Origin of the sequence: Pseudomonas sp. ADAK2 (assembly GCF_012935755.1) — a bacterium.
Classification (GTDB): domain Bacteria; phylum Pseudomonadota; class Gammaproteobacteria; order Pseudomonadales; family Pseudomonadaceae; genus Aquipseudomonas.
Window position 1 is genome coordinate 3726224 of the sequence record NZ_CP052862.1, and the last position, 15398, is coordinate 3741621.

Sequence of the window (15398 nt, forward strand, 5' to 3'; positions counted from 1 at the left end):
TGAGCAGAAAACGCCATGCGCGCCCTTAGCGCCAGGTCATTCAGGCCTCGCCGTCAGTCCCTGAGCCTGACCCGCGGTAGCTGGATCAGCCTGTTCGCCATGATGATGATCTTTATCGGTCCGCTGATTTCCCAGTCGATGCCGATGGATCAACGCGCCTCGATGGCCATGAGCATGTCGATGGACATGAGCATGGATTCACACGGCGAACACGCCGAAAAACAAGCCAGCGAACATTGCCCGCCAGCCGCCGAACATCACGCGCTCTGGGAGAAATGCGGCTATTGCAGCCTGCTATTCAACTGCCCGGCGCTGACCGGCGGCCAGTCCTTCGTCGCCTTCGACACCCCACCCGCCACCACCTTCGCCACACCTTCCCCGCGCCTGGGCCACGCCCGGCAACCCTTCTTCCCCGGCGCCCGAACCCGCGCCCCGCCCATCGCTTCGTAAGCACGCACCGCTGATCTCACACGGTTTAGAAGACAGCCGCAGGCTGCCGGCCGTGTCGTTTACGACTGTTCGATGGAAATTGTCATGTCCAGGTTTTCTGCTGACACACGCTTGAGTTGCACCCCTGTCACCGCCGTCCTTTGCGGCGTTTTGCTGGCCCCCTTGGCACTGGCCGAGGAACACGCCGACCACGCCGAAGAACTGACCCCGACGGTGATCACCGCCATTGCACCGAGTTCACCGCTGACCATCGTCACCAACCCCAAGGATCCGCGCCAACCGGTGCCGGCCAGCGACGGCGGCGATTATCTGAAGACCATTCCCGGCTTCGCCCTGGTACGCAACGGCGGCACCAACGGCGATCCGGTGCTGCGCGGCATGTTCGGCTCGCGGCTGAACATCCTCACTAACGGCAGCATGCTGCTCGGCGCCTGCCCGGGCCGAATGGACGCACCGACCTCGTACATCTCGCCGGAAACCTACGACAAACTTACCGTGATCAAAGGCCCGCAAACCGTACTTTGGGGGCCGGGCGCATCGGCCGGGACCATCCTGTTTGATCGCGAACCTGAAAGCTTCGGCGAACTCGGTACGCGGGTGAACGCCAGCGTGCTGGCCGGTTCCAACGGTCGCTTCGACAAAGTGGTGGACGCCGCTGCTGGCGGGCCGTTGGGCTACGTGCGGGTGATCGGCAACACCGCCCATGCCGACGACTACAGGGACGGCAACAACGACACCGTGGCGTCGCGTTATGACAAATGGAACGGCGACGTCGCGGTGGGTTGGACCCCGGACGCCGACACCCTGCTGGAGTTGACCGCCGGCAAGGGCGATGGCGAGGCGCGGTACGCCGGGCGCGGCATGGACGGTTCGCAGTTCAAGCGCGAAAGCCTCGGCCTGCGCTTCGAGAAATCCAACATCGGCGACGTGCTGGATAAGGTCGAGGCGCAGGTCTACTACAACTATGCCGACCACGTGATGGACAACTACACCCTGCGCACGCCGTCCGGCACCGGGATGATGGCGGGCCCCATGGCTTCCAACGTCGACCGCCGCACCCTTGGCGCGCGGATCAAGGCCACCTGGCACTGGGCCGATGTGCAACTGATCAGCGGCCTCGACGCGCAGACCAACGAACATCGCCAACGCAGCAGCATGGGCATCGACACCTACAAGGACCTGCCGTACACCAAGGACGCCGACTTCCATAACTATGGTGTGTTCAGCGAATTGACCTGGTACGCCGCCGATCGTGATCGCGTGATTACCGGGGCACGGGTCGACCGTGCTTCGGCAAAGGATTATCGGCAGAGCACCGGTTCCGGGATGATGAGCATGCCGAACCCGACCGCCGACAAAACCCGCGCCGACACCCTGCCCAGCGGCTTCGTGCGCTACGAGCATGACCTGGCCGACAGCCCGACCACACTCTACGCCGGTCTCGGCCACAGCCAGCGCTTCCCGGATTACTGGGAGCTGTTTTCACCGAAATCGGGGCCGGCCGGCTCGCTGAATGCCTTCGATTCGATCAAACCGGAAAAGACCACCCAGCTCGACTTCGGCCTGCAATACAAGACCGAAGACCTTGAAGCCTGGGCCTCTGCTTACGTCGGCCAGGTGCGCGATTACATCCTGTTCAACTACACGCCGACGATGATGGGCACCACCTCCCAGGCACAGAACATCAACGCGCGAATCATGGGCGGCGAAGTGGGTGCGGCCTACAAGCTGACCTCGAACTGGAAAGCCGACGCGACCCTGGCCTACGCCTGGGGCAAAAACAGCAGCGACGGCAAGGCACTGCCGCAAATGCCGCCGCTGGACGCACGTTTCGGCCTGACCTACAGCGAAGACAACTGGAGCGCCGGTGCCTTGTGGCGCGTGGTGGCGGCGCAGAACCGCATCGACCAGAACAAGGGCAACGTGGTCGGCAAGGACTTCGACAAGAGCTCGGGGTTTGGCGTGTTCTCGCTGAATGGCGCGTACCGCATCAACAAGAACTGGAAGGTCAGCACCGGCGTCGACAACCTGTTCGGCAAGACGTACGCCGAGCATTTGAACCTGGCGGGCAATGCCGGCTTCGGCTACCCGGCCAATGACCCGCAAGCCATCAACGAACCGGGGCGCACGCTCTGGACCAAGGTGGATATGAGTTTCTAACAACAAAAAGTCAAAAGATCGCAGCCTTCGGCAGCCCTGTAGGAGCTGTCGAGTGAAACGAGGCTGCGATCTTTTACAGACAACACATTTCGCCAAAGCGGAGCACACGTGATGAAACAGCCCAAACCGAACTTCTACAATCTGGCCTGGCGTTGGCATTTCTACGCCGGATTATTCGTTGCGCCGTTCATGGTGATGCTGGCCCTGACCGGCCTCATTTACCTGTTCAAACCGCAACTCGATCCGCTGATGTACGGCAGCCTGATGAACGTCCCCGCCGGGCATCAAACGGTCTCCGCCGACGACCTGCTCAAGCGAGTGAAAGAGGCGTACCCGCAAGGCCAGATCACACAATACCTGCCACCGGTCAACGCCGAACGCAGCGCGCAGTTTGTCGTGATCAACGGTGCTCAGGAACTGAATGTCTTCATCGACCCGTACCACGGCGACATCCTCGGCGAGCAAGACGCCAAGAAGAACCTGCAAGCCATCGCCCGGGCGATTCATGGCGAATTGATGATCGGCACTGTCGGTGATCGGCTGGTGGAACTTGCTGCCGGCTGGGGCGTGGTGCTGGTGGTCTCCGGGGTTTTCCTGTGGTGGCCGCGTGGTCAATATGCCGGAGTGCTGTGGCCGCGATTGAACAGTCGCGGTCGTGTGCTGTGGCGTGATTTGCATGCGGTCACCGGGTTCTGGGGCGCGGCATTGCTGCTGGTGATGCTGCTCAGCGGCATGACCTGGACCGGCTTCTGGGGCAAGCAATACGCCGAGGTCTGGAACACCTTCCCGGCGGCGATGTGGGACAACGTGCCGACATCCGACACCGAGGCCCGCAGCCTCAACAGCGCCACCCGCCAGACCGTGCCTTGGGCGATGGAAAACACACCGATGCCAATGTCCGGTGACCACGCCGAACACATGACCCACGGCGCTGCACCGGCCGGTCCTGCTGCGCCGACCATCAGCCTGCAAGACGTACAAAACATCGCCGTGCAGCGCAAAGTGGAGCCGGGTTACAGCATCACCCTGCCGACCACCGCCACCGGCGTGTTCACCATCGCGGTGTTCGCCGACGACCCGCGTAACGACGCCACCCTGCACGTCGATCAATACACCGCCGACGTTCTCGCCGACGTGCGCTTCGAGCAATACGGCACCGTCGCCCGCGCCACGGAAATCGGCGTGATGCTGCATGAAGGCAAAATGTTTGGCGCGTTCAACCAGATCATCGTGCTGCTGATCTGCCTGATGATTTTGCTCAGCGCGGTCAGCGGCGTGGTCATCTGGTGGAAGCGTCGTCCGCAGGGCAAGTTAGGTGTTCCGCCGTTGCGCCATGACCTGCCGACATGGAAAACCGGGGTGGTGATCATGCTCGCGCTGGCGGTGCTGTTTCCGCTGGTGGGGGCTTCGCTGGTGGTCGTTTGGGTGCTGGATCGAGTGCTGCTGTCGCGCTTCAATCGGCAACCTGAATCCGCCTCACCTTCATCATGAAGCAGGCGAGATGCGCGCCTTAGAGGGATCTGTAGACTTCGCGCGCTTATCTCCCGGCCATTTTTAGTGTTACTGTATAACGCAAATGTGCCGCCCCCGCCCGCGACAGGAATGTTGCGGGTTTTCTTTGCAGAAGTGATTCACTGCCCCGATGAACAAGTACCTCTTGTCCAGCCTTTGCCTGCTCGCCCTGAACAACAACGCCCAGGCGCAAGCGCTGACATTGCCCACGGGCACCATCACCGCAGCGGCCGTTGACGATGAAACCGTCAGCCTCAATACACCGACCACTGCCGGTTCGCGCCTGAACCTCACGGCGATGGAAACCCCGGCCAGTGTCGAAAGCCTGACCGGCGAACAGATCCACGCCCGGGGTGATCGCAGCGTGCAGGACGCGGTGTCGCGCAGCACTGGCATCACTCGCACCGGCACGCCGGGGGATGGCGGCACCTCGTTGCAGGCGCGGGGTTTTACCGGGCAGGGTTCGGTGATGCAGTTGTATGACGGCAATCGGATGTACACCGGCATGGGCACCGGGACGTTCCCGGTGGACACCTGGTCGGTGGAGCGCGTCGATGTGCTGCGTGGCCCGGCGTCGGTGTTGTACGGCGAAGGCGCGACTGGCGCGGTGGTCAATGTGATCCCGAAAAAGCCCTTCGAGGGCGAGATCGAAAACCACCTGCGCGTCGGCTACGGTTCCTACGATAGCCAGCAACAGGCCTTCGACAGCGGCGGCTCGCTGACCGATACCCTGAGCTATCGCTTGAACCTCAATCGCCTGCGCAGTAACGGCTGGATCGATCGCGGCGACTCCTCGAGTGATTTCATCAGCGCCGCCCTGCGCTGGCAGGCCACCGATGATCTGGCATTCACCCTGGCCCACGACTACGGCGATCAACAGCCGATGAATTATTTCGGCACGCCGCTGATCAATGGCCGTTTCAAGGAAAGCCTGCGGGACAAGAACTACAACGTCAGCAACGACAAGCAGCACTACAACGATCAATGGACGCGGCTGACCAGCGATTGGCAGATTTCCGACAACGTCAGTTCGAACAACGAGTTGTATTACCTCAAGGCCCAGCGCCGCTGGCAGAACGCCGAGAACTACAACTTCGACCGCAATACCCGGCAACTCAGCCGCAGCGGTTATTTCGGCATCGGCCACACCCAGGAACAGGTCGGCGACCGTCAGACCTTCACCTTCAAACACACTCTGTTCGGCCTCGACAGCCAGACCGTCACCGGCGTCGATTACAACCGCATCCGCTTTCAGCTGGAGAGCAACTCGCCGTTCAACGATGTGCTGCCGAACGGCCAACCGCTGGATTTGTATCACCCGCAACCCGGACGCTTTGAAAGCGCCAATCCGTACCGCGGCCAGTTCCAGTCGACGACGAAGCAGATGTCAGCCTTCGCCGAAAACCGCACGCAGTTGAGTGAACGCTGGTCCGTGGTGACCGGTGTGCGCCGCGATTACGTGCACGTCGACCGCACCGATCTGGTCAAGGACAGCCAGAGCGACAAGACCCTGACCGGCAACAACTGGAAGGCCGGGCTGGTATTTTCCGTGACCCCGGACACCTCGCTTTACGGCCAGTACGCCACCAGCACTGACGGCGTCGGCGGCTTGATTTCCCTGAGCCAGAGCCAGCAACAATACGACCTGTCCACCGCCAAACAGACGGAAATCGGCCTGAAGCAGTTGTTCTGGGATCAGCGCGGCGAGTTCACCCTGGCGGCCTATCACATCGTCAAAAAGAAACTGCTGACCGACGACCCGAGCAATCCGACGCTCAAGCAGCAGGTCGGCCAGCAATCATCGAATGGCCTGGAAGCCAGCCTCGACCTGCAACTGCCACACGCCTGGCAGTTGCAAGCCAACGCCGCCATCGTCAAAGCCAAATACGATGATTTCGAAGAAGTGGTCAGCGGCGTGCCGGTATCGCGCAGCGGCAATCGGCCGGTGGACGTGCCAAGGCGCACAGCGAATCTGTGGCTGAGCAAAGCGATCAACGACGACCTGAAGGCCGGGGCCGGCGTGCGCTATGTCGATGCGCGGTATGCCGACATGGCGAACCGCAATGAGCTGCCGAGCTACACCGTGGTCGACGCCACGTTGTCATGGAAAGCGCTGCGCAACACGACGCTGGGGTTGCAGGTGAACAATCTGTTTGACCGGCAGTATGCGCAAAGCCAATACAATGAGGGGCAGCAGTGGATTCTTGGGGAGCCGCGGTCGTTTTTTGTCACCGCTGATTACACCTTTTGATTGATCGTTCCCACGCTCTGCGTGGGAATGCAGCCCGGGGACGCTCTGCGTCCCAAAAAGCGGACGCAGAGCGTCCATTGAGGTGTTCCCACGCGGAGCGTGGGAACGATCACTTATGGAATTTGCATGACCTCGCTCAACCTCACACACCTCGCCTGGACACCCCTGGGCCACGGCCACTGCCATCACCAGTTCCAACTGCGTGACGCTTCGTTGCACGTGGCCGCCGGTGAATTTGTCGGGTTGATCGGCCCCAACGGCAGCGGCAAGACCAGCCTGTTGCGTTGCGCCTATCGTTTCAGCAAACCGGAAAGCGGCGAGGTCCTGCTCGATCATCACAACGTCTGGAAGCAGTCTTCCCGCTGGTGCGCACAACGAATCGCCGTGGTCTTGCAAGAATTCCCCGACGCCTTCGGCCTGACCGTCGAGGAAGTGGTCGCCATGGGCCGCACGCCACACAAAGGCCTGTTCGATGGCGACACCCTGGAAGACCGCAACCTCGCCACCCAAGCCTTGGAATCCGTCGGCCTCAAAGGCTTCGAGGACCACGCCTTCGCCACCCTTTCCGGCGGTGAAAAGCAGCGAGTGATCCTCGCTCGCGCCTTGGCCCAGCAACCGCAATTGCTGATCCTCGACGAGCCGACCAATCACCTTGATCCGCGCTATCAGCTTGAGCTCTTGCAACTGGTCAAACGCCTGAACATCGGCACGTTGGCGAGCATCCACGACCTGAACCTGGCCGCCGCTTTCTGCGATCGCCTGTACGTGATCAACCACGGCCGCATCGTCGCCAGCGGCACGCCGCAAGAGGTACTGACCGCACCATTGCTGCGCGAAGTCTTCGGCGTCGAAGCCTTGATCGATGAACATCCCCTCCACGGCTACCCCCGAATCACCTGGATAACCCAACCATGACTGTGCGTTCCCTGCTGTGCCTCGCCCTGTTGCTGGGCAGTGCCTCCGCCTTTGGCGAGGCGACGAAATATCCGCTGACCGTCCAGAGTTGCAACCGCGAAGTGACGTTCAAGCAGGCGCCGAAACACGCCGTCAGCCATGACATCAACATGACCCAGATGATGCTCGCCCTCGGGCTCAAATCGAGCATGGTCGGCTACAGCGGCGTCAGCGGCTGGAAATCGGTGACCCCGGACATGCAGTCGCTGCTCGACGGCTTGCCGGAACTGGCGGCCAAGTACCCGTCGGTGGAAACCCTGCTCAATGCCAACGTCGATTTCTTCTTCGCCGGTTGGGATTACGGCATGCGCGTCGGCGGTGACCTGACGCCACAGACCCTGCAACCGCTGGGCATCAATGTCTACGAGTTGACCGAGTCTTGTGCCTTCGTCATGAAGCGCCCGGCGGCCAGTCTGGAAGACACTTACAACGACCTGCGCAACCTCGGCAAAATCTTCGACGTGCAGGACCGCGCCAACGCCTTGATCGCCGGGATGCAGGCGCAAATCGCCGCGGTGCGCAAGGACCTGCCTGCCGACAAGCCTCGCGTGTTCCTCTACGACAGCGGTGAAGACCGCGCCATGACTTCCGGGCGCCTGGGCATGCCGCAAGCGCTGATCGATGCGGCCGGCGGACGCAATATTCTCGATGACGTCGAGGCCAGTTGGACCCGGGTCAACTGGGAGAACGTGGTCGAGCGCAATCCACAGGTGATCGTGATCGTCGACTACGGCGAAGTCACCGCCGAACAGAAAGAGCAATTCCTGCTCGGCAACAAGGCCCTGCAATCGGTAGACGCGATCAAGAACCAGCGTTTTATCGTCATCCCTTACGTGCAGGCCACGCCGGGGATCGACAACGTCCTGGCGGTAGAAACCCTGGCCAAAGGGTTCCACAACGAATGATTGATCGTCGCTATGCCGTGTTACTGATCGCCCTCGGCGCGCTGTTGCTGGTGTCGTGCGTGGTGTCGCTGGGCTTTGGCCCGGCGCGGGTGCCGGTGGACGTGGTGTGGCGGATTTTGCTGCACAAGCTGTTGGGTGTCGGCGCCCCGGACTGGGCCGCCGGGCAAGAACATATCGTCTGGCTGATCCGTGTGCCGCGCATGTTGCTCGGTGCTTTGGTCGGTGCCGGGCTGGCGCTGATCGGCGCAGTCCTGCAAGCGGTGACACGCAATCCCCTGGCGGATCCGCACCTGCTTGGCGTGACCTCCGGCGCCACCCTCGGCGCGGTGATTGTGGTGCTGCACGTCGGTGAAATAGTCGGCCTGCTGACCTTGCCGATTGCGGCGTTTATCGGGGCGCTGGCGAGCATGTTGATCGTGCTGATGATCGCCAATCGCAACGGCCGACTGGACAGTGATCGGTTGCTGCTGTGCGGCGTGGCGGTGTCATTTGTGATGATGGCGATTGCCAATTTGCTGCTGTTTCTTGGCGATCACCGCGCCAGCTCGGCGGTGATGTTCTGGATGCTCGGCGGGCTCGGATTGGCCCGCTGGGAGTTGCTGGCGGTCCCGGCCGCCAGCGTGTTGCTCGGGTTGGTTCTGCTGCTGGGAATGGCCCGACCGTTGAACGCGTTGATGGCCGGTGAGCAGACGGCGGTGACCCTCGGCCTCAACGCGCGCACAGTGCGCCTGCGGGTGTTTTTGATCGCCTCGCTGATGACCGGCGTATTGGTGTCGATCAGCGGCTCCATCGGCTTTGTCGGGCTGATGGTGCCGCACATCGCCCGGCGTCTGGTGGGTGCCGAGCACCGCCGTTTGCTGCCGGTGTGCGTATTGCTGGGCAGCATCTTCCTGGTCTGGGTCGACGTGGCCGCTCGCACCTTGATCGCTCCGGAAGACCTGCCCATCGGCGTCGCCACCGCCGCCATTGGCGGGCTGTTTTTCATCGGCCTGATGCGCCGGCGCTGAGTACGAATCAGCGCCAACAGTTCAATGGTCAGAGCTCATCATGGCCGGGCTTGGCTGGCGTTTGCCTGGACAGCAACCACATCGGACTCACCGGACCGAGTCGCGTCCAGAACCGATCGACCTCCAAGACCTGCAACTTGCTGACACCCAGCAGAGTGGTGAGAAACCCGCTGACGCCGGCGTTCAAACCCTCCTCGAGAATCGTCGCCTCGCCCGTCGTGTAATTGGGCGTGAACTTGAGCAAGGCGCCACCGCGACAGGTCAGGTAGCAACTGGAACCCGGCACGCCGTTTTTCTGCAAGACCTCGGTGCTGAACTTCAGGTCGGCCAGCGCCAAGTTGTCCATCAGTTGCCGATCGAAAGCGCCGGGCTGCTCCACCACCACCTCCACCGCTTTGTAAAACTGATGAACCCCCGTCACTTTGTAGTCCTGAGGAAACACCGGCAACGGCAACGGTTGCGAGCCCGGCCCGGTCACCGGGGCAATCGGCCCGCCAGGCCCCGAGTAGAACAGCCGGGTGGCGGCGTCATTGTCGGGGCCATCGTCCAGCGGTTCGATGGGCACAAACGATGCCGAAGCCTGATGCACCAGAACACCGCCCAGGTACTGCTGGCCCACATACGCGCCGACCTGTTGCTGACTCGAGCGTGCCGCATCATCGGCATGGGCGAAGATCGGCCCGAGGGCGACGCGGTTGTCACGCGGCCAACGCACCAATCCGATACCGCTTTTCACACCTTTGGCGTTCACCCTGAATGGTGACCAGAAAACACTGCGCACCACCACCCGCAGCTCACCGTTGCTGATCACCTTGCGCAGGTATTCAAGCAGCGGCTCCTGCCCGGTTTTCAGCTTTTTCCCATAGGCGCTCGTGGCAGGAAAACTGCCCCATTCGGTCGCCAACGTCAGCGGTTCGTATCGCAACAGGGCGTCGTCGGCACAGGACAGGTAGAGCTTGAGATACGTGTCGCCTTGAGCCGTGGACACTCTGATGGCGTCGAGTCCGCGAACCAGATCCTGCGGCGAGATGAAGCTGCGGTTCAAGTCAGCGGACAGTTGCCCCGGACCGGTCGGCAAGCACAGATAAAGGCCCTCGACGCCATAGCCCAGTGGCAGCAATCCCTGGGCGAAAACCCGCTCGACCGTGAGGCTGCCCTGCCCTCCGGCGACAGGCAGCGTCGTCACATAGCGTTCGGCGCTCAGCGACTTGAGGACAAAGCCGAAGCTCAGGCTATCCCGCGCGCCCGCCGTTCGATGAACATGACGCATGGCGTCGTCCATTTGGGTAAAGACCGGGCTTAACGCCGGATCGGCCACGGCAAACCGTTGCAGCGTCGTCGCAATGACAGTCGGGTAGGCCACCCACCCGGCCACCCGTTTCGGCTCGCCCCACAGACGGCTGCCCTGCACCACCTGCAAACGCCCCGCCCTGGCCACTTGATTAACGTACTCGCTCGGGGCCAGTGCGCCGCTGCGCATCTGCAGTTCGATAGGGTTTTGTCGACGTTGCAATGGGCTGGGCGATGCCAACGCCTGGGCCAGTTGTTTCTCGGCGGCATTGCCCCACAGGGTGTAGCTGATCAGGCTGCCATCGAGCCCCATCAGGTATTCCTTGCCGGGCGACTGAGAGGGAGACAACCCGGGACTTGGCAGAATGGCTGAAAGGAAATCGGTGGAAAACATGTTGTGGTAGACGTCACGTTCCTGGGCCGACAGCGCGAAGACCGGCTCCACCGCCACCCGGGAATGATAACGGGCGACCACCGTACTTCCGGCCAGGAACAACCCTTTGTCCGCCAGTTCATTGAGTCGAATCCAACCGACCGGGAAGTCTTCGACATCCACCGCCACCGGCAATGTCGCGACAAACAAACCATCCGCCCGGCGCAGCACCAGGCCACCGTAGATCCGGTCCCGTCGCTGGCCCAACTGCGCCAGTGCATAGCGTGCGGCGTCATCCTGCCAGAGGAACGCCGGACTCAAGGTACGACGCTGGATCAGCGCATAGGGCTTCCACCCGGCACCGACAATGCCCGGCTCGTCCCACAGTTCACTGGTGCGCAACACCTCCAGCGCCCCGGCCCTGGCAATCAGTTGGATGATCCTGGTGAAAGGTGGCGTGTCATTGGCCAGCAGCGACAACAATTCCTGCGCGCCTTTTTGATCAAACCGGTTGGACGTCGTCGAATAGCGGTAACGCAGCAAGGCCCCGTCCAGCGTCGCGATATAGATGTTCAAATCCTGGTGATGACGCAGGCGTTGCGTCGCCTTGTCGTCGTAGATCGCTGCCACCAGATCGGTGATGGGCATGAAGTGCCGGGCAAACCAGGCGTCTGCGGTGGACAAGCCTTTGGCAAGCCATTGCGCCACGTAATAGACGCAATGGGTGCGGTACTCATCGATCAACACCGGGGCGCCGAAATCACTCGCCCGGTTCAGCTCATCCAGGCGCCCGGCCGACACGGTTTCAGTGACCACAAAATCTTCGCGTTGCTTGTGCTTGAGAACAAACCCGAGCCCCGAAGACGCCGCGCGGTAATCGAGCCGGCCGTGGTCGCGGGCAGCCAGTACCGCTTGTTCGACGGTGGCGAAAACTGCGCCCAACACCGGCGCGTTGGTAGACGGGTTGTCATCGAACACCGTGCCTCGCGGCCCCCACACGTCGTTGCCCACCACCACTCGCAACTCACCGGTGCCGGCCAGTTCCGCCACCAGGGCGCTTGGCTCCAGCGTATTGGCCGCCAATTCACGGCCGACGAGGGTGTTGCCGTCAGCCTGCACCGCGACTCGAGCCTGCAACTGCTCAATTGCTGTCAGCTGTCGCTCATCCGGGCGATACAGCAACAGACTGTCCGCCGAGCCGCACAGATAGAACGCCGCCACGTGCTTGCGCGCCTCCAGCACACTGCGAATGTCTTCGTCGGTGAACATCTGCTCCGCGGTCTGCCGCTCCTTTTGCTCGCTACGGATCACACGCCTGGCATCTGCCGGCCAGCGCGAAGCGTACATCCCGTGGAGCGAGTAACCCTCGGCCAGAATGATTGGCGAACCGTCGGCCTCCCGCGGACATAGCCGGTCCAGAGTAAACCTGGGGCTTGCGGAGACAACCGGCCGGGTCGCGACAAAACGCTTATCGGCGTCCTGCAGAATCAGGCCGACATAGCCCTGATCACGCTGGCTGCCGATATGCCCATGGGCATAACGAGCCGCATCGTCGGCCGTGACAAACGTCGGGCTGACGCGCCGAGAGCCGGCGTAAGGCAACCAGTCCGGACCCACGCGCCCAATGACGTCCCACAACGCACTGCCCCTGAGCACCGACAACTCGCCCGCCGCCGCAACTTGCCGGACGTAATCCCCCGGCAAGCGCGTACCGGCCTTCAATTGCGCATTGAGCGCCGCACTGTCCTCCAGCGGGGCTTCCCGGATGTGCATGGAAGGCTGGTATTGCAACACCGCGTCGTCCTGCGTCAGGGCGTACACCTTCAAGTAATCCTCGTACTCCTGGCGATGCACATCGCGCTTGGAAAAACGGATGCCGGCAGCCAGGTCCTGCGGGGCAAAAAAACGCTCGTACAACCACGGCTCGCGGGCGCTCTGGGTGTGGTCCGGTCGAGACAGGAAATAAATGCCATCGAGGATGAAGTCGAGCAGCGGTTCGAGTTTGCGATTGGCCGTCATCGGAAACGTGTTCACCAGCGCAACATCCGGTGAGCTGGACTCGACCGGATAGGTGGCGATGCATTCCGAACCGGAGCGCAATACAAACCCCAGGTAAACACTGCCGGTTGGCGGATGGACTCCCTGGCTGGCCACTGCGATGGCGTTGCCTGCCTGGTCAGACACTGGGGCAAAAAACGGCTGCGCCTCAGGCAGTGGCCAGAGCGTGACCGCCGTGCCCAGGGTCCAATTGATCGGGACTGCGCCGGGTTTACCACCCCACTGGGCATTGGCCACCAACACACTCAAGGTGCCGACCTGCGCTACCTGCCGGATCAGCTGTTCGACGTCACTGAATGGGCCGAAGGGCTTGAAGCCGGGCGCGAAGAGTTTCTTCTCCTCCACCGGCTCGGTGGATTCATATTTGATCAACGAACCGTCGGGGCCGGACAGATAATGCCGCTGGCCATAGGCGCCGGGGTCCTGCAGATGACTCAACAAATGCCCTCGGGAAAAGAAACCGAGGTACAACTTGACCTGCTCGGCGGTCCAGTCCGGATGCAAGCGTTGCACCTCGGCGTGATCGGCGCTGTGGGACATGTAATAGGCCACGCCGCTGTAGCCTTCAGGCGTTGTTTCCGGCGCCAGAATCGAATCGAAATCGAACTGGCCCATACGCCCGGCCGCGGGCAACGTCGGCCGGAACTTGCCATCGCCACGCTGCACGATGACGCCGCCATAGGCCCGGTCGCGGCGGCTACCAATCTGACGGTGAACCCAGTACGCCGCGTCGTCCGCACTGATGAAAATCGGCCCGAGGGCGGGGAAGGAAGGGGTTGGGGTAGAAGTGCTGTCCATGCGCTGCTCACCTGAAAAAGAGCCTTCATGATCAACATCCGTGAGCACTGCGTGCGGTACATATTTATCGCATCGTCACCGCGCCCTCCTCGACCGCGCCCCAATGTGGCGCACCTCGACGCACCCGTGCATCCTCAGCGTTCCTTCCTGGTGCGCCGCTATCCCCGTGCGACCGCTCTAACACGACATTTGCCTGCCAAACGCCGACCGGGCACAGCCCTTGCAAAACAGCCTTCAGTAGTCCGCCTCTGCCAATCAAAAAAAAATATTAATGTTCATGGAGATCGCACAATGAAGCGTCGCAGCTTGATCAAGGCTTTCACACTTACGGCAAGCATTGCCGCGATGGGCATGGCCTGGACGGTCCAGGCCGCCGAGACCATCAAGGTCGGCATCCTGCATTCGTTGTCCGGGACCATGGCGATCTCCGAAACCTCCCTTAAAGACATGGCGTTGATGACCATCGACGAAATCAACGCCAAGGGCGGCGTGAACGGCAAGATGCTGGAACCGGTAGTGGTGGACCCGGCGTCGAACTGGCCGCTGTTCGCCGAAAAGGGCCGGCAGTTGCTGACCCAGGACAAAGTCGCCGTGGTGTTCGGCTGCTGGACCTCAGTGTCGCGTAAATCGGTGTTGCCGGTGTTCGAAGAACTCAACGGCTTGCTGTTCTACCCAGTGCAGTACGAAGGCGAAGAGATGTCGCCGAACGTGTTCTACACCGGTGCGGCGCCGAACCAGCAGGCGATTCCGGCCGTGGAATACCTGATGAGCGAAGAAGGTGGCAGCGCCAAGCGCTACTTCCTGCTCGGCACCGACTACGTCTACCCGCGCACCACCAACAAAATCCTGCGCTCGTTCCTGCATTCCAAAGGGGTGGCGGACAAGGACATCGAAGAGGTCTACACCCCGTTCGGCCATGCCGATTACCAGACCATCGTCGCCAACATCAAAAAATTCTCGGCCGGTGGCAAGACCGCCGTCATCTCCACGGTCAACGGCGACTCCAATGTGCCGTTCTATAAAGAGCTGGCCAACCAGGGTTTGAAAGCCACCGACGTGCCAGTCGTGGCGTTCTCGGTCGGCGAAGAAGAACTGCGCGGCATCGACACCAAGCCGCTGGTGGGCAACCTCGCGGCGTGGAACTACTTCGAATCAGTGGAGAACCCGCAGAACAAGAAATTCGTCGCCGACTGGAAAGCCTACGCCAAGAAACACAACCTGCCGGGCGCCGACAAAGCGGTGACCAACGACCCGATGGAAGCCACTTACGTCGGCATCCACATGTGGGCGCAAGCGGCTGAGAAAGCCAAGTCCACCGACGTCGACAAAGTCCGCGAAGCCCTGGCTGGCCAGACGTTTGCCGCGCCGTCCGGCTACACCCTGACCATGGACAAGACCAACCATCACCTGCACAAGCCAGTGATGATCGGCGAGATTCAGGCGGACGGTCAGTTCAACGTTGTATGGCAAACCGAAGGGCCGATCCGTGCCGAACCGTGGAGCCCGTTTATCGCGGGGAACGACAAGAAGCCGGATTATGCGGTGAAGAGCAACTAAGCCACCCCGCACAGCCTGATCGTTCCCACGCTCTGCGTCCGCCTTGGGGACGCGGAGCGTCCCGGGCTGCATTCCCACGCAGA

9 protein-coding genes are annotated in these 15398 nt (G+C 61.8%); 8 read left to right on the forward strand and 1 reads right to left on the reverse strand.

Annotation, left to right across the window (positions count from 1 at the left end):
- Positions 1–15 precede the first annotated feature (15 nt).
- From HKK52_RS17250 to HKK52_RS17280, 7 genes are all read left to right on the forward strand, one after another.
- Positions 16–450 (forward strand): DUF2946 domain-containing protein, encoded by a 435-nt coding sequence (locus HKK52_RS17250; RefSeq protein WP_169371823.1) that lies wholly within the window; start codon positions 16–18, stop codon positions 448–450.
- Between the two features lie 84 nt (positions 451–534).
- A complete protein-coding gene (locus HKK52_RS17255; protein ID WP_169371824.1) occupies positions 535–2610 on the forward strand; it encodes a TonB-dependent copper receptor in 2076 nt (691 codons plus the stop codon).
- 111 nt (positions 2611–2721) lie between these two features.
- On the forward strand, positions 2722–4101 hold the full coding sequence (locus HKK52_RS17260; RefSeq protein ID WP_169371825.1) for a PepSY-associated TM helix domain-containing protein: 1380 nt from the start codon (positions 2722–2724) through the stop codon (positions 4099–4101).
- Positions 4102–4252: 151 nt separating this feature from the next.
- Positions 4253–6373, forward strand: a complete 2121-nt coding sequence (locus HKK52_RS17265; protein WP_169371826.1) for a TonB-dependent receptor — start codon at positions 4253–4255, stop codon at positions 6371–6373.
- Between the two features lie 126 nt (positions 6374–6499).
- On the forward strand, positions 6500–7288 hold the full coding sequence (locus tag HKK52_RS17270; RefSeq protein WP_169371827.1) for an ABC transporter ATP-binding protein: 789 nt from the start codon (positions 6500–6502) through the stop codon (positions 7286–7288).
- Positions 7285–8232, forward strand: coding sequence for an ABC transporter substrate-binding protein (locus tag HKK52_RS17275; protein ID WP_169371828.1), 948 nt, complete (start codon positions 7285–7287; stop codon positions 8230–8232). The genes HKK52_RS17270 and HKK52_RS17275 overlap by 4 nt, the downstream gene beginning before the upstream one ends.
- Positions 8229–9239 carry a FecCD family ABC transporter permease gene (locus HKK52_RS17280; protein ID WP_169371829.1) on the forward strand — a complete coding sequence of 337 codons (1011 nt, stop codon included), beginning with the start codon at positions 8229–8231 and terminating at the stop codon, positions 9237–9239. The genes HKK52_RS17275 and HKK52_RS17280 overlap by 4 nt, the downstream gene beginning before the upstream one ends.
- A gap of 28 nt (positions 9240–9267) precedes the next feature.
- On the opposite strand, the gene HKK52_RS17285 is transcribed toward HKK52_RS17280, so the two are convergent.
- Positions 9268–13758, reverse strand: coding sequence for a DUF4329 domain-containing protein (locus tag HKK52_RS17285; RefSeq protein ID WP_169371830.1), 4491 nt, complete (start codon positions 13756–13758; stop codon positions 9268–9270).
- Between the two features lie 291 nt (positions 13759–14049).
- On the opposite strand from HKK52_RS17285, the gene urtA reads away from it, so the two are divergent.
- Positions 14050–15315, forward strand: a complete 1266-nt coding sequence (gene urtA / locus HKK52_RS17290) for an urea ABC transporter substrate-binding protein (protein WP_169371831.1) — start codon at positions 14050–14052, stop codon at positions 15313–15315.
- Positions 15316–15398 lie beyond the last annotated feature (83 nt).